This is a genomic window from Mesorhizobium amorphae CCNWGS0123, assembly GCF_001686985.1.
Taxonomy (GTDB): Bacteria; Pseudomonadota; Alphaproteobacteria; order Rhizobiales; family Rhizobiaceae; genus Mesorhizobium; species Mesorhizobium amorphae.
Window position 1 is genome coordinate 3241691 of the sequence record NZ_CP015318.1, and the last position, 14608, is coordinate 3256298.

Below are 14608 nucleotides of genomic sequence, written 5' to 3' on the forward strand. Positions count from 1 at the left end.
TGGTGACTTGTGCCGACGCGAAAGCGGCGGTTGGCCTGTTGCTACTTTGCAACTGCGATCGATCACAATTTCGAGAGCTGAAACTTTAGGTTGAAGCGGCTGATTTGCCGAGCGATATCAACCTTCGTCGATTCACGCGGAGGGCTTCATGAAACTGGTATTGCTCTGTTCGGTTGCATTTCTGGCAGCCACTTCTCCAATTCTGGCAGCGGACCTTGTCCAGCCCGTCGCCGCCATGCCCTTTTCGTGGACCGGCTTCTACGTTGGCGCTCAAGCGGGCGGCGGGTGGAATGACAGCCATTGGTCGGGTACCACCTTCATTCCCTTCAATACAAATGGGTCCGGCGGTGTTTTCGGCGGCCAGATAGGCTACAACTACCAGATCAACCAATTCGTCATCGGCATTGAAGGCAACCTTGCAGGCTCGACTGTGAAGGGCGACAACCAATGTTCAGATGTTACCGGCACGGTCTGCGAAACCAAGCAGGACTATCTGGCCTCGGTGCGCGGGCGTCTCGGTTATGCTGTCGATCGGTTCCTGGTCTATGGCGATGGCGGTGTTGCCTTTACCAACTACAAATTTGCGGAAGTTGACAGCTTTCAGCAATCGTTTGGAGGCGGGTCTCGGGTTGGCTGGACCGCCGGCCTGGGCGTCGAATACGCCTTCACCGACCATTGGACCGCGGGCGTCGAATGGAACTACTATGATTTTGGGACCAAGTCTGGCGAAAGCGACGTGAATACGGGCTTCTTCGTAGACAATCGCGACACAGAAAATGTCGTCGTCGGAAAGATCAACTACAAATTCTGAGCGCAGGGGCAGCAAGCCCTGACCTACGGCCATGCCGATGTGGCTCCAACGCTGAAGCACGGCGCTGTCGCCGTGCGGCAACTCAATGCCGTCAATGTGAACCACGATGCCCATGAACGGCCCGGTTCGGCCCGCAGGAGTGATGTGCGAGGACATCATTCCACACGGCGCCCTGGGGCAAGCCTCGCCCCCGAAATCATGACGCGCCGGCTCAGGGAGCTTGCCGCATGGCTTTGGCCGCAAAGGATGTTCCGCTTCGTTGCCGCTGCGGCCGCGTCAGCGGCGTCGCCAAAAAATTTGAACCGCATACCGGCTTCCGCTTCACGTGCTACTGCCGGGACTGCCAGGCCTTCGCGCGCTTCCTCGATCGGCCGGACATGCTCGACGTCGCCGGCGGCACGGACATCTTCCAGATGCCGGCTGGCCGCGTGACGCTTGCTACGGGCAAGGATGCCGTGCGCTGCCTGCAATTCTCCGACAAGGTGCTGCGCTGGTACACCTCTTGTTGCCGGACCCCGATCGGCAACTCGGCCGGCCCGCGCTTCCCGGTGGTCGCCATCACTCATTCCTTCATGTGCCACGATGCCGAGCCCCGCGACACGGTGCTCGGCGCGCCGCTTTGCCGGATCCATGAACTCTCCGCCGTCAGCCCGCTGCCACCCAACGCGCCGCCGCCACCAACGTTCAGCCTCTTTGCGCGGCGCGTCTCAAAACTTCTCTTCTGGTGGCTGCGCGGTCTCGGCCGGCCGAACCCGCTCTTCGACCAGCGCACGAACGCCCCGCTCTCCGTGCCGCGCGTCATCACGCCGGCCGAGCGCGATGCACTGGCCGGTGTGCCGATGCCCGCTCGCCTGGAGTCTTGATCCGCCACTTGCTGACAAATGATCTGGCTGGCGGCACCTTGGCATAGTGACTATATCCCTCGAAGCCGTTCGGGCTGGCGCGCAATGGCATTGCGATGAACGCCAGTGCAACTTCGTCACTATTCGCGCGAGCATATCCCGAGGCGAATATCTCCGAATGACGCCGCCAGCTAATTGTCGATTGGCGGGGATCAGTCGATCCACTTTTCAAAGTGCTTTGCAATCTTTTTGTCAATCTTATAGCCGATATCAGCGTACTCATCATAATATTTCTCTGTATTTGTCGAGTGCTTCCAAACAATATGCTTATCAACTAGGTAGCGGTGCAATGGATGCAATTCGTCGCCCTTGTGAACATCCCCCTTTCTTGATTCTTTGTTTGGAATAGATGGTTCTTTGTTTACAACAATTCGATATGCACCAATTTTTGCCTGAATTTGTTGCAGGATGCCTCTGTATCCAGAAGGATCAAGAGCAATGTCAGCGTATTGAGACAGCATTTCGCTCATTGTAAGCAAGCATATATTTGATATGAAATTCTCTTCGTAGCCACCTCCAATATCAGAATGAACGCCTGGAACCCAGATTTCTCTTACAAGAGCGGAGGAGTTTCCCTCGGATCCTCTGTGAAAGCGTTGGAGGACAAACTCCTTTCGCATTTCGTGCAAACTCATCAGGTGAACAACTGACTCAACCCCTGACGCCACGACCGAGTCGCGAAAATAAATGTTGCGATAAAGCTCGTCGTCCATCGGGCCAACAACAGTATCGAACACGCCAAGAAACTTAATAGGCTTGCCGAGATTTTCATGGAATAGTGGTTCTCTGTCGCCGGGTTGCAAACGCCGCTTCAGATCTGTTATCCTGGAATGGTAATCACCGTCGCTCTCGGATTGTGAAATCGTGGTGAATTCGTTCCAAAGAGTATCAAGACAATCTAGCTTGTCTGACCGCAGGATGCCGAAATCTGAGACGAATCTTGATAGTATTCTTGCTGCAGCGGCTCCGCGAGAGAAGCCGATAAGAATGACATCATCCCCTTGCCGGTAGTTTGCACTAATGTTTACATAACCACGTATAACTAATTGCTCTAAATTGTCTCCAAAAACATTTTCTCTAACTTTTTCGACGATTTTAAATAGACTTGATCGCTCAACGAGCCTGGATACTGTAAATCTCGTGCCAATGCCCGGAAGATAAAAAGTAATCTGAACCTTATTTCGATATGATCGTCCAGACTTTATCTTTTTGCTTTCAGCTATTATTTGATTGAGGGCATACACATTCGAAAAAGAATCTGAGGTTGCATCATTGCCTGTTCCGTCCATCAGCAATATCAATGATTTCGGCATTTAAGTGCATCCCCTCCATTTCTAGACGCTGTATATACTGACCTATTTAGATCCTTCTGAAAAGACGATCTTTCCACCCACGGAATGCCCACCGGAGGGTGCTGTAGTGGTCGCTGAGGCCTCCTTCTTCTTGTCGCCAGCACGATTTTGGCTCCGGCCCGCCGTTCGATGGATCAAGTCCGCTGCCGCACTTTCGGTTCAGTTGGGGAGATCAGCCAACAAGGCTAAGTGGCGGATATCGCAGGCAGCATGCTCGGCGGTGGCGCACATCCCTCCAAATTAATTTGCATGCAAATGTTTCGGATTGGCACGGTTTCGTGAAGCACTTCACCGTTCCCGCGCAATCGATCGGATACAGAGGCATCGCAAAACCGGCGCGGCGTGGCAGGGCATCACTGCTCTTTCCGTCGCTACGATATGGAGGATGTCGATGTTCAAAACCCTTGGCCGAATTGCGGCTGCTCTCAAGCGAGCCGGCAAGCGCGAAGAGACGAAGCGCGCATTGGACAATCTGCCGCCGGAAACCCAGAAGGATATCGGCTGGTCGAAGTCCCCTTCTGACGAAATCCGGCTGCCGTTTTAACGGGCAGAGCCGGACGCCTTGCTCTGTCGAACGCATCCGGCCAGCGGCATCCGGTCGCCTCTCGCCCAACCACCACCGCAGCGCCGCGATCACGGATCAGCGCTACCTGCTTCGTCCGATGTCCATACGGGCTTGAAAGACACCGTCTTCAGGCCCGCGTTTCGGACCCGATCGACAAACACGTCGTTGACGAACACGGAAGACGCGCGCATCGGCAGCTTGAAGATCTCGGCATTGCCGATCCGGTCCGCATGGAACGCGTAGCGTTCGATTGCGAGGATGTCGCCGTCCTCGAAAGTGACGATCTGCGACCGCTCCTTGTTCAGCGCGTCGATCACATTGGTGACGTTGAAGAGCCAGACCTCTTCGCCGCGAAGCGGCAGCAACTGGCCATAGGGCTGCAATGATGCCGCCAGCGCATCGACGGCGGGCTTGCGCAGCAGCGGTGCGTGTTCGCCAAGCCAGGGGAAGTCCGAATAGAGGTAGACGCGGTCGTCGTCGGCGATGCGCTGCATGACAGGCGGATCCCATGTGTCGAGAACCCTTCCATCCAGGCCGAAGAAGACCTCGAAGTAATTGTCATCAACCGGCAGGACCCACTCCTGATCCTCCAGGACGGCGAACTCGTAGAGGCTGATCGGCATCGGTCGGTATCCTTGCGTCAGGGGTAACGCTCTCCGCCCTTTTTCTGTTGATCGCGGCCAAAAAACAACGCTAATTGATGCCTGCGAGGGGCCATGCTGACAGTTGATGAAGTGGGAGCGATCCCGTTGTTTTCGGGTCTGCCGGCGGCCGAGCTGGGGCGCCTGGCGCGGATGGCGGCCGACCTTCATCTCAGCCCCGGAGAGTTCGCGGTCCACGAGGGCGGAGAGGCAGCGCTCTTTGCGGTTTTCGCCGGCAAGATCGAAGTGGTGAAAACCTTCGACGGCGTCGAGCGGACGCTCGGCTGGCGGCTGCCGGGAACGATCTTCGGCGAGGTGCCGATCGCGCTTGGCTCGGGTTTTCCGGGCGGCTATCGCGCCGCCGAACCCTCCCGCGTCATGCGCATCGAGGTCCAGCAATACTATTCCATCGCGGCGGTCTCGAAGGACGTCGCCCAGAAGGTCAGCGCACTGGCCCGCGAGCGCATGGGCGGGCTGCAGAGCGTCACCGCCGAGCCGCAGAAGCCGCGCGTCACCCTGGTCGGCCATCGCTGGGACGCGGCCTGCGGCGACCTGCGCCGGTTTCTCGCCCGCAACCAGATCTCGTTCAGCTGGCTGCTGCCCGACACGCCGGATGCCGAGGCTTTCTGGTCCACCCAGCGCAGGCCGGCTCAGGATGGTCCCGTCGCCCTCCTGGCGGACGGCGAGATTGTCGAAAGACCCGCCGTGCGCGATCTGGCCATTCGTCTGGGGCTGCAGACGCGCCCGCGTGCCGACGAATACGATGTCGCGATCGTCGGCGGCGGGCCGGCCGGTCTTGCCGCCGCGGTCTATGGCGCCTCCGAGGGCCTGCGCACCATCGTCGTCGAGCGCGAGGCGCCCGGTGGGCAGGCCGGCACGTCATCGCGCATCGAGAACTATCTCGGCTTTCCGAGCGGCATTTCCGGCGACGAGCTCGCCAGCCGCGCGCTGCAGCAGGCAAAGCGGCTCGGCGCCGAAATCCTGGTCACCCGCTCGGTTGCCGGCATCGATCCGGCCACGCACGAGGTGGAGCTCGACGGCACCGATGTCGTGCGCGCCCGCAGCCTCATCCTGGCCACCGGCGTCGCCTGGCGCCGTCTTGCCATCGACGGGTTCGACCGGCTGATCGGCAAGGGCGTCTATTATGGCGCCGCGCGCAGCGAGGCGAGCAGCACGCATGGCCAGGATGTCTACCTGATCGGCGCCGGCAATTCGGCCGGCCAGGCGGCGATGCATTTTTCCGGCCATGCGCGCAGCGTGACTCTGCTGGTGCGCGGCCCGTCGCTTGCCGACAGCATGTCCCACTATCTGATCGAGCAGCTCAGGGCGAAATCGAACGTAAAGGTCCAGCTTCGCTCCGAAGTCCAGGTCGTGCACGGCGAGACGCACCTGACGGCGATCGACATTCTCGACAAGACAAGCAACGCGGTGAGCCGGCACGAATGCGGCGGGCTGTTCGTGTTCATCGGCGCCAACGCCGAGACCGAGTGGCTGCCGGCCGAGGTCGCACGCGATGCGCGCGGCTATGTGCTGACCGGCGACGACGTGAAGAAGGCAGGGCACTGGTCGCATGGCCGCGACCCCTATCTGCTCGAGACGAGCGCGCCCGGAATCTTCGCCTGCGGCGATGTGCGGCTGAGCCCGGTCAAGCGCGTCGCCTCGGCCGTCGGCGAGGGCAGCATGGCCATCGCCTTCGTCCACCAGTATCTGGCCAATGAGGGCAAGGCCCAGCGCGGTTGATCGTCCTGCTTGACAGGCCGGCCCCATTGCCTCAGCCTCAACCTTTGGGACAGGCAGGGGAACGCGCGATGAAGAAACAATACTCGAAGCCCATACTGGTCAGAAAAGGCCGGCTCTCGGCCCAGACCGCTCAGCAGGTCGGTTCGCAGGCAGCGGATTAACACCGGCGCAACCGCCTAAGATCGTCATCTGATACGCAAGGACGGAACTGGCGCCGGGCGAGCGTGGCTGGCGCGTTGACTGCGTTTCATTTCGGACCCGGCAGCACGAGCACCGGTCGATGGAGCCGTGCTGCCTTCAGGCCGGTCAGCCGGCAGGCTTGTAAGAGCCGGCCGCCTTTTTGGCGGCGGCGAGCACCCCCTTCATGTCGAGTTCTTCGAGGATGACGAGGTCGCTCACCGAGCCGCTTGCCCGCACGGCAAGGGCCATGCCCATCCCGGCGGACTGGTCCGGCACCTCGCCATTGACGACGACATCGTAAGCGCCGCGCGTAAACATCAAATTGGCCATCTTGCCACCAACGCTTTCAAACAGCGCCTTGATGGCGGCTTCCCGGTCTGATCCCTGCATCAGGCCCTTGGCGGCGTGGGGTTCATAATTTGCCAATATGGTAACCTTCATGGCTGTCTCCTCCAAATATCGTTGTCTCAGGCTGCTCAGACGTTTGAGCAGCACGGAGGTGCTTGTCTTTTCACTGACATTTTGACGTGGCCTGTGGACCGCCTGGGCAGCCATGGCCAAACTCAGTTCATGACCGGAGCTGAGCTTCGGTCCGCCGCAATATGCGCCTATTCTAATATGACGACAATCCTGGCTAGCGCACTACCCCAGCCACCACCAGAGCGCCGCGATGACCGCCACCACGCCGGCAATCGACAGTCCCAGCATGATGTAGGCGCCCTTGATGATATCGCCGATGACCTTCTTGAGGCTGGCGCGGTCGTTGAGGTTGGGGAAAGGCTCGTTCGGGTGCGCCACGCCGAGGAAGTCGCAGAGCGGCGCCCAGCCGTCGGTCACCTTGAACACCAGCAGCTTTTCCGGTGGCACCGCCGCCTTCACCTCCTCGGTGTAGGCGTTGTAGCGCGCCACCGCCTTGGCGCGGTCGTCCATCACGCCGGCCAAGGTGCGGCCCCATACCAGCTTGCTCGACATGTCGCCGAATTTTCGGCCGAACGGCGTCAGCCACTCCAGCACCTTGAACTGCCAGACATTCTCGGTGAAGTAGATCGTGTCGATGGTGCTTTCGTACCAGGCTTCGGCGCCGCGCGGATGCAGCGTCAGCAGCACCTTGGCGTCGGGATAGGCGGCCAGCAATTCCTTCCACACGCAGCAGCCGGGATTGTCGACCGTGGCCGTGTACTTGGCGAACACCTGGTTCCAGTCATGCTGGCTGCCGGGCGGGCTGTTCGCCACCTTGCGCCAGAAGTCGAGATGGCCCTTGTTGGCCTTGTTGAGGATGACTTCCTGCATGTGATAGCTCGGAAAGCCGAGCCTGTTCAGCGCGGCAAAGGTCGACCACGTGCCGGTGCGGCCGAATCCGGCACCGATGAGCTTGAGCGTCATTCCCCATCCCCATGTTCTGGACCGCTGTTCTTTTTATGCGGGCCCATCCGAAACGAGGTTGCATCGACCCCGGCAAGCGCGCAACAAATTTCCATGCGCAAGCGCTAGAACGTGAATTTTTGCTTTGGGCCACGCGCAAGGACCTTCTGGCTATTCCAGCGGGCAGGGGAGCCTGATAATAGGTCAGCCAGATTGACCTAATTGCCCGAGCTGATCCTGATCGTGCTCGAAGAAGAAAATCCACGGGGAGGTGGGCTGTGACATTGATGGACCTCTTGGCATCGCGCTCGTCGCGCATGAAGGCCTCGGAAATCCGCGAGCTGCTGAAACTGCTCGACCAGCCCGACATCATCTCCTTCGCCGGCGGCATCCCCGACCCGGCGCTGTTCCCGACCGAAGCCATATCCGATGCCTATGCCTCGGTGCTCGGCGGCGCCGAGGCGGGGGCGGCACTGCAGTATCAGGTCAGCGAAGGCTATCTGCCGCTGAGAAAATGGCTGGCCGGCCAGATGGGCAAGCTCGGCGTCGCCTGCGACGAGCACAACATCTTCATCACCTCGGGCTCGCAGCAGGCGCTGGATTATCTCGGCAAGCTTTTCCTTTCGCCCGGCGACACCGCTTTGGTCACCTGGCCGACCTATCTCGGCGCGCTGCAGGCCTTCAACGCCTATGAGCCGCGCTACGACCGGCTGACGCCGGATGGCGGCAACATGACGCCAGCAGCCTATCACGCGGCCGCTGCTGACGCCGGCGGCAAGGTGAAGTTTGCCTATCTTGTGCCGGATTTCGCCAACCCGACCGGCGAGACGCTGGGCCTGAGGCAGCGCGAGGCGGTGCTCGATCTCGCCGGCGAGCTCGACATCGCCGTCATCGAGGATGCCGCCTATCGCGCGCTGCGCTATGACGGCGAGGGCGTGGCGCCGATCCTGGCGATCGACTGCGCGCGTTCCGGCGGCATCGAAAACGCCCGCACGCTCTATTGCGGCTCGTTCTCGAAAATCCTGTCGCCGGGCATGCGTGTCGGTTGGGTCTGCGCGCCGCGCCACGTCGTGGAGCGCCTGGTGCTGATGAAGCAAGCCTCCGACCTGCACAGCCCCTCGATCAACCAGGTGGCCATGCACCGCGCCGCCGAAGCCGTCTTCGACCGCCAGGTGGAGAAGCTCATCGGCGCCTACCGGGAACGCCGCGACGGCCTGCTTGGCGCGCTCGAGGCCAATATGCCCGAAGGCGTGACCTGGAGCCGGCCGGATGGCGGCATGTTCGTCTGGGTGACGCTGCCGGAAGGCACCGACGCCACCGCGCTGCTCGCCCGTTCGGTCAAGGAGGCGCGCGTCGCCTTCGTGCCGGGCAACGCCTTCTTCGCCGACGCTTCGGGGCGCAACACGCTGCGGCTGAGCTTCACGCTTGCCGACAAGCGCGCGGTGGAAGAGGGCATACCCCGGCTGGCGGCGCTGCTGAAGGGGTAGGGGCAGCTCCGCTGTCTCGATACCATTGAACCTCTTGAGCCCTCCGCCGGGAGGTGACAGTTTGGCGCCCCATGGCCGCCGCCCTGACATCGCCCCGCATCATGCTTCTGCTTGGCAGCGCGCCCGACGTGGTGCGTTGCGTGCATTGGCCCAAACAGGCCGTCAGCAAGATCGTCGCCATCAACAATGCCTGGCGGGTGCGTCCTGACTGGGATCTCCTCGTCCATGCCGGCGATTTTCCGTCGGACCGACTGCCCCCTGGCGCATGGCTGCGGCAGGCGCAGATCTTCAGCGCCTCGCATTATGTGCCGGCGCAGAACGCCTTTGGCGGCTTCGTCTATGCCGGCGGCACCATGGCGATGACGGCGGCCTACTGGACCATCCACAGCCAGAAGCCGGACGTGCTCGCCTTCCTCGGCTGCGACATGATCTACGACCAGCCGGAAAAGACGCATTTCTACGGCGTCGGCCGTGCCGACCCGCTGCGCAACGATCCGACGCTGCAGAGCCTCGAGGCCAAATCCTCCCGCCTGCTCATCCACGCGCTGAGGCGCGGCACGCTCTGCGTCAACCTGTCGGACCTGCCGCACAGCCGGCTGCTCCTGCCGAGGCTTTCCTTCGAGGAGATCAGGCATTTGTCGCCCCAGCGGCTCGCCGACATGAAGGCGGGCGTGCTCGCGGGCATCCAGTCCCAAGCGGTGGAAGAGGCCGAGCGCATCGAAGGCGAGCTCGGCTATTTCTACGAAGACGGCAAGTACTGGAACCACCTCGACGAGATCGACGAGACGCGCCTGGCGGATATAGACAGGCTGTGGATGTCGGCCGTCGGGGACCTCACGGCCCGGCCCGCCGAGGAATGCAGCGCTGCGGAGTAGTCCTTAATCTTGACGTTGGAGATTGGCCAAGGCGGAGCGACATCCGATCTCCCCCACGAGGGGGGAGATCGGCAGCGTCAGCCCGCTCAGCCTATTCCGCCGCCAGCTTGTCCTGCGTCTTGGTATCGAAATCGCTGGCGTCGTGGCGCTCGTGCAGCTGCATGGCCGGGTCGCCGAAGGCGCGGTTGACCATGCGCCCGCGCTTTACCGCCGGCCGGGCGTCGATGGCGTCGGCCCAGCGCTGCACGTGCTTGTATTCCTGCACGGCCAGGAACTCGCCGGAATCATTGTACATGCGGCCCTTGGCGAGCCCGCCATACCAGGGCCACACCGCCATGTCGGCGATCGTGTAGTCTGCGCCGCCGAGATATTCGCTTTCCGCCAGCCGGCGGTCGAGCACGTCCATCTGCCGCTTGGTCTCCATGGCGAAGCGGTCGATGGCGTATTCGATCTTTTCCGGCGCATAGGCGTAGAAATGACCGAAGCCGCCGCCGAGATAGGGCGCGGAACCCATCTGCCAGAACAGCCAGGACAGCGCCTCGGTGCGCGCCGCCCGCTCGGTCGGCAGGAATTCGCCGAACTTTTCGGCGAGATAGACCAGGATCGAGCCGGATTCGAACACCCGGATCGGCTTCGGCTCGCTGTAGTCCATCAGCGCCGGGATCTTGGAGTTGGGATTGACCCCGACAAAGCCGCTGCCGAACTGGTCGCCATCGTTGATGCGGATCAGCCAGGCGTCGTATTCGGCGCCCTTGTGGCCACGCGCCAGAAGCTCCTCCAGCATGATCGTCACCTTGACGCCGTTCGGCGTCCCCAGCGAATAAAGCTGCAGCGGATGCTTGCCGATCGGCAATTCCTTGTCATGCGTCGGGCCGGCGATCGGCCGGTTGATGCTGGCGAAGGTGCCGCCATTCGCCTTGTTCCAGGTCCATACTTTCGGCGGTGTGTATTGGTTCATCGGGGGAGGCCTTGTGGTTTTCGACGGGGGGAAGGGTCAGCTTGCACGAGTTTGGATGGGGCGGGTCTGGTCTATACCCCGATATAGATAGCGAAGGCTGCGGAAAGTTCAACTTGTGTTGAACTACTATCGATCCGACGCCGACTCCCTTTCCCCTCGCGGGAAGGAGGGCGCCAACCCTTGCACCTCACTCAATCCGCCATACCTATGGAAAAGACCGACCTAGCCAGGATGAACGGATGAACATCGATACCATTTCGCGCTCCGTCGTGGCCGTCCGCGCCACGATCCCCGACGACGCCTTCACCGCCGACGCGCTGGGCACCCGCCGCGAAGGCAGCGGCGTCGTCATCCGTGACGACGGGCTGGTGCTGACCATCGGTTATCTGATCACCGAGGCCGAGGAAGTCTGGCTGACCGACCAGGATGGCCGCGTCGTCCCCGCCCATGCACTCGCCTACGACCAGGAATCCGGCTTCGGCCTGGTGCAGGCGCTGTCGCCGCTCGGCCTGCCGGCGGTGGCGCTCGGCGACGCCAACAGGGCCAAGGCCGGCGACGCCGTCGTGCTCGCCGACGGCATCGGCCAGCAGGTCAATGCGCATATCGTCACCAAGCAGGAATTCGCCGGTTATTGGGAATATCTGCTGGACGAGGCGATCTTCATCGCGCCGGCCCATCCGTCCTGGGGCGGGGCGGCACTGTTCGACGAGGATGGCAGGCTGCTTGGCGTCGGATCGCTGCGCCTGCAGATGAGCCGCGCCGGCGAGGTCGCCGACATCAACATGATCGTGCCGATCGACCTCCTGCCGCCGATCCTCGACGACCTCTTGACGCGCGGCCAGGTGGCCAAGCCGCCGCGCCCGTGGCTCGGCGCCTTCTCGGCCGAGAGCAACGGCGTCGTCATGGTGATGAGCGTCGCCGAAGGCGGCCCCGCCGCCAAGGCCGGCCTGCGCCAGGGCGACATTATCTCGGACGTGCGCGACGGCGAAGTGGATGGTCTCGCCGACTTCTACCGCAAGCTCTGGGAAAGCCCGGCCGGCGCCGAGATCCCGCTCAGGGTGGTGCGCGACGGTCGTGAAACCTGGCTGCGGGTGAAGTCGGCGGATCGCAACAGCTTTCTGAAGAAGCCGCATTTGCAGTGAAAACGCCAATCTCCCCCTTGTGGGGGTTGAGGAGTGGTCCGCGAAGCGGACGGAAGGCCAATTGCTTGGCTTTCTGAACGACGAACGCCCGGCAGGGCAGAGGTGGGCGCGAAGGATCGCGGCATTCTGTTTATTTTCTACCCAAGAATCACGAACGAAGGCGGCTGCAACTCACCGGCAAGCTGGCGGGACAGCACCCCCCTCTGGCCTGCCGGCCATCTCCCCCACGAGGGGGGAGATCGGCGGTTTCGGCGCCGCGCAAGGAGAAACCGCGATGCCCCCCGTCAAGGTCGATCCCGCCAAGGTGCACGAATTCCCGGATCCGGAGAGCTTCTACGCCTGGCTCGGCAAGCATCACGCCACCGAGACGGAAGTCTGGATCAAGGTCCACAAGGTGGGTTCCGGCCTGCCGTCGATCACACCCAAGCAGGCCATCGACGTCGTGCTGTGCTTTGGCTGGATCGACGCCGTACGCAAGAGCCTCGACGACATGAGTTATCTGCAGCGCTACACGCCGCGCGGCAAAAGGAGCATCTGGAGCCAAATCAATGTCGACAATGTCGCCCGCCTGATAGCGGAGGGCCGCATGACCGAACATGGGCTGAAAGAGGTCGAGGCGGCCAGGGCCGACGGTCGCTGGGACCGCGCCTATGGCAGCGGCAAGGAGATGAAAATCCCCGACGACCTGCAGGCCGCCATAGATGCCGAGCCCAAGGCGAAAGAAATGCTGGCCAGGCTCAGCGCCCAGAACCGCTTCGCGCTCGCCTTCCGCACCCACAACATGAAGACCGAAGCCGGCCGCAGGAAGAAGATCGAGACCTTCGTCGAGATGCTGAAGCGCGGCGAGACGATCCATCCGCAGGGCAAGAAATAATCGCGGGCGGCCTCGATCGAGACCGCCCGCAATTGGAATGAGGCGCTACCGGCCGAGATCGAGTGCCGCCGTCAGGTCGCCCATCGGCGGCTGATCATTGTTGCGCAGCGCCTTGTCGCGGGCGACGATGCCGGGAAGCACCGGCAAGTCGTAGCGCGCGGTGATGAAGCGCAGGATCGACGTCGTGTCATATTGCGTGTGGTCGACGGTTCCCATCTTCGCATAGGGCGAGATGATCATCGCCGGAATGCGGTTGCCCGGCCCCCAGCGGTCGGCCTTGGGCGGCGCGACATGGTCCCAGAAGCCGCCATTCTCGTCATAGGTGACGACGACCAGCATATGGCCCCATTGCGGGCTCTTCTCGAGGTGGGAGACAAGATCGGCGAGATGCTGGTCGCCGCTGGCGACATCGGCATAGCCGCCATGCTCGTTGAGATTGCCCTGCGGCTTGTAGAAGGTCACGGCAGGCAGCTTGCCGTCGTCGATGTCCTTGATGAACGCCACGCCGTCCATGCCGCCATCCTTCAGATGCTCGAAGCGCGCGGCCGTGCCCGGCGCATAGGCGGCGAAATAATTGTAGGGCTGGTGGTGGAACTGGAAGTTCGGCACCGGCGTGGCGTTCTTGCCGTCGAGGGCGGCCTGCCAGGCGCCGGAATACCAGGCCCAGGAGACGCCCTTCAGCGACAGGAGATCGCCGATGGTGATTTCGTGCTGCGGCGGCAGCGTGGTCGGCTGGGCCGGGTCGGCCAGGGCCTTGTCGCCGCCTTCGGCCGGCTTGTTGGCGCTCGGCTGATAGGGGGGCTGCATGGTATTGACGGCGTAGAAGTCGGGCGTGATGGCGCCGTCATTGACGAATTTCGGTGCGCCGCCGAGCGCCGAGGGCGGCGAGTTGTCGGCAACCTTCAGCGTCTTGCCGTCGGCGTCGACGACCGCGATCTGACCCTTGACCGGGCTGGTGTCGGCATGGGGATAGACCGGCGCGCAGGCGCAGGCGAGCATGATATGGTTGAGGAAGGAGCCGCCGAAGGCGCCCTGGAAGAAATTGTCGGCCAGCACGTATTTCTTCGCCACCGCCCACATAGGCAGCTCCGAGCCGTCATAGTGGCCCATGACGAGACCACCCGAATCCGCCCAGGCGACGAACTTGTCGTTGCGGCCAGCGTCGATCTGCATCTGCTCCTGGTAGAAGCGGTGCCAGAGATCGCGGGTGATGACATTGGTCTTCTCGTTGAAGCCTTTGGCATCATCGATGGCGAAACTGGCATTGGCCAGATGCGCCGACTGCGCCTCGGTCACCGGCGGTGTCACGCCTTTGGCGGTCAGGCCGCTCCAGGCGGGCGGCAGTTCCGAGAGCGGCTTGCCGTCGCGGTCGAGCTGGCGCGCCTGGTCCGCCGTCAGGTTCGACAGGCCGTTGGCGCCGGGAAAGCCGCCATAGAGATTATCGAAGCTGCGGTTCTCGGCATAGATGACGACGACGGTGTCGATCTTGTCGAGGCCGGCGGGTGCGGCGCGGGCCGCCGTGGCAAGTGAAGCCAGGGCTGAGCCGGCCAGAAAAAGCGAATTGAGGAGCTTGAGCCTCGTCATGGGGAGTACCTCGTGGCTGGGTTGGCTGGAGGAGCAATGCCTGGCGCGGGGGCGACGAACCAGCAGGGATGGAGCTAACTTCTCTGCCTTGTCACCTTTGTGACATTTTCCATCCTGGCGAACACGGTTTCGTGA

General features: G+C 62.1%; 14 protein-coding genes. 8 read left to right on the forward strand and 6 right to left on the reverse strand.

Annotation, left to right across the window (positions count from 1 at the left end; translation table 11 throughout):
• The first annotated feature begins 148 nt into the window (after positions 1–148).
• Complete coding sequence (locus A6B35_RS15150; protein ID WP_006205639.1) at positions 149–811, forward strand: outer membrane protein; 663 nt, start codon at positions 149–151, stop codon at positions 809–811.
• Positions 812–1038: 227 nt separating this feature from the next.
• Positions 1039–1674: a DUF6151 family protein gene (locus tag A6B35_RS15155; RefSeq protein ID WP_006205640.1), complete on the forward strand. Its 636-nt coding sequence runs from the start codon at positions 1039–1041 to the stop codon at positions 1672–1674.
• A 191-nt stretch (positions 1675–1865) separates the two neighbouring features.
• Here the strand turns inward: A6B35_RS15155 and A6B35_RS34495 are convergent, their stop codons facing one another.
• On the reverse strand, positions 1866–3026 hold the full coding sequence (locus A6B35_RS34495; protein ID WP_081482273.1) for a T6SS phospholipase effector Tle1-like catalytic domain-containing protein: 1161 nt from the start codon (positions 3024–3026) through the stop codon (positions 1866–1868).
• A 430-nt stretch (positions 3027–3456) separates the two neighbouring features.
• Here A6B35_RS34495 and A6B35_RS36220 point away from each other — a divergent pair, with 430 nt between their 5' ends.
• Entirely contained in the window at positions 3457–3609 is a 153-nt protein-coding gene (locus A6B35_RS36220) for a DUF1127 domain-containing protein (RefSeq protein ID WP_006205643.1), read from the forward strand.
• 89 nt (positions 3610–3698) lie between these two features.
• On the opposite strand, the gene A6B35_RS15165 is transcribed toward A6B35_RS36220, so the two are convergent.
• A complete protein-coding gene (locus tag A6B35_RS15165; RefSeq protein WP_006205644.1) occupies positions 3699–4253 on the reverse strand; it encodes an imm11 family protein in 555 nt (184 codons plus the stop codon).
• A 93-nt stretch (positions 4254–4346) separates the two neighbouring features.
• Here A6B35_RS15165 and A6B35_RS15170 point away from each other — a divergent pair, with 93 nt between their 5' ends.
• Entirely contained in the window at positions 4347–6011 is a 1665-nt protein-coding gene (locus A6B35_RS15170) for an FAD-dependent oxidoreductase (RefSeq protein WP_040583852.1), read from the forward strand.
• 306 nt (positions 6012–6317) lie between these two features.
• Here the strand turns inward: A6B35_RS15170 and A6B35_RS15175 are convergent, their stop codons facing one another.
• On the reverse strand, positions 6318–6746 hold the full coding sequence (locus A6B35_RS15175; protein ID WP_244426074.1) for a GYD domain-containing protein: 429 nt from the start codon (positions 6744–6746) through the stop codon (positions 6318–6320).
• Between the two features lie 87 nt (positions 6747–6833).
• Positions 6834–7574, reverse strand: a complete 741-nt coding sequence (locus A6B35_RS15180) for a sulfotransferase family protein (RefSeq protein ID WP_006205648.1) — start codon at positions 7572–7574, stop codon at positions 6834–6836.
• 266 nt (positions 7575–7840) lie between these two features.
• Here A6B35_RS15180 and A6B35_RS15185 point away from each other — a divergent pair, with 266 nt between their 5' ends.
• On the forward strand, positions 7841–9040 hold the full coding sequence (locus A6B35_RS15185; protein WP_006205649.1) for an aminotransferase-like domain-containing protein: 1200 nt from the start codon (positions 7841–7843) through the stop codon (positions 9038–9040).
• Between the two features lie 71 nt (positions 9041–9111).
• Positions 9112–9915, forward strand: a complete 804-nt coding sequence (locus A6B35_RS15190) for a hypothetical protein (RefSeq protein ID WP_006205650.1) — start codon at positions 9112–9114, stop codon at positions 9913–9915.
• A gap of 91 nt (positions 9916–10006) precedes the next feature.
• On the opposite strand, the gene yghU is transcribed toward A6B35_RS15190, so the two are convergent.
• Positions 10007–10873, reverse strand: a complete 867-nt coding sequence (gene yghU / locus A6B35_RS15195) for a glutathione-dependent disulfide-bond oxidoreductase (protein WP_006205651.1) — start codon at positions 10871–10873, stop codon at positions 10007–10009.
• Positions 10874–11112: 239 nt separating this feature from the next.
• Between yghU and A6B35_RS15200 the strand changes: the two genes are divergently transcribed.
• Complete coding sequence (locus A6B35_RS15200; protein WP_006205652.1) at positions 11113–12015, forward strand: S1C family serine protease; 903 nt, start codon at positions 11113–11115, stop codon at positions 12013–12015.
• A gap of 274 nt (positions 12016–12289) precedes the next feature.
• Entirely contained in the window at positions 12290–12889 is a 600-nt protein-coding gene (locus A6B35_RS15205) for a YdeI/OmpD-associated family protein (protein ID WP_006205654.1), read from the forward strand.
• Between the two features lie 45 nt (positions 12890–12934).
• On the opposite strand, the gene A6B35_RS15210 is transcribed toward A6B35_RS15205, so the two are convergent.
• Positions 12935–14473, reverse strand: coding sequence for an acid phosphatase (locus tag A6B35_RS15210; protein ID WP_006205655.1), 1539 nt, complete (start codon positions 14471–14473; stop codon positions 12935–12937).
• Positions 14474–14608: the final 135 nt, after the last annotated feature.

Coding starts and splice junctions, on each gene's coding strand:
- A6B35_RS15150 (WP_006205639.1), top strand. CDS start 149: ATGAAACTGGTATTGCTCTGTTCGGTTGCATTTCTGGCAGCCACTTCT.
- A6B35_RS15155 (WP_006205640.1), top strand. CDS start 1,039: ATGGCTTTGGCCGCAAAGGATGTTCCGCTTCGTTGCCGCTGCGGCCGC.
- A6B35_RS34495 (WP_081482273.1), bottom strand. CDS start 3,026: ATGCCGAAATCATTGATATTGCTGATGGACGGAACAGGCAATGATGCA.
- A6B35_RS36220 (WP_006205643.1), top strand. CDS start 3,457: ATGTTCAAAACCCTTGGCCGAATTGCGGCTGCTCTCAAGCGAGCCGGC.
- A6B35_RS15165 (WP_006205644.1), bottom strand. CDS start 4,253: ATGCCGATCAGCCTCTACGAGTTCGCCGTCCTGGAGGATCAGGAGTGG.
- A6B35_RS15170 (WP_040583852.1), top strand. CDS start 4,347: ATGCTGACAGTTGATGAAGTGGGAGCGATCCCGTTGTTTTCGGGTCTG.
- A6B35_RS15175 (WP_244426074.1), bottom strand. CDS start 6,746: ATGGCTGCCCAGGCGGTCCACAGGCCACGTCAAAATGTCAGTGAAAAG.
- A6B35_RS15180 (WP_006205648.1), bottom strand. CDS start 7,574: ATGACGCTCAAGCTCATCGGTGCCGGATTCGGCCGCACCGGCACGTGG.
- A6B35_RS15185 (WP_006205649.1), top strand. CDS start 7,841: ATGGACCTCTTGGCATCGCGCTCGTCGCGCATGAAGGCCTCGGAAATC.
- A6B35_RS15190 (WP_006205650.1), top strand. CDS start 9,112: ATGGCCGCCGCCCTGACATCGCCCCGCATCATGCTTCTGCTTGGCAGC.
- yghU (WP_006205651.1), bottom strand. CDS start 10,873: ATGAACCAATACACACCGCCGAAAGTATGGACCTGGAACAAGGCGAAT.
- A6B35_RS15200 (WP_006205652.1), top strand. CDS start 11,113: ATGAACATCGATACCATTTCGCGCTCCGTCGTGGCCGTCCGCGCCACG.
- A6B35_RS15205 (WP_006205654.1), top strand. CDS start 12,290: ATGCCCCCCGTCAAGGTCGATCCCGCCAAGGTGCACGAATTCCCGGAT.
- A6B35_RS15210 (WP_006205655.1), bottom strand. CDS start 14,473: ATGACGAGGCTCAAGCTCCTCAATTCGCTTTTTCTGGCCGGCTCAGCC.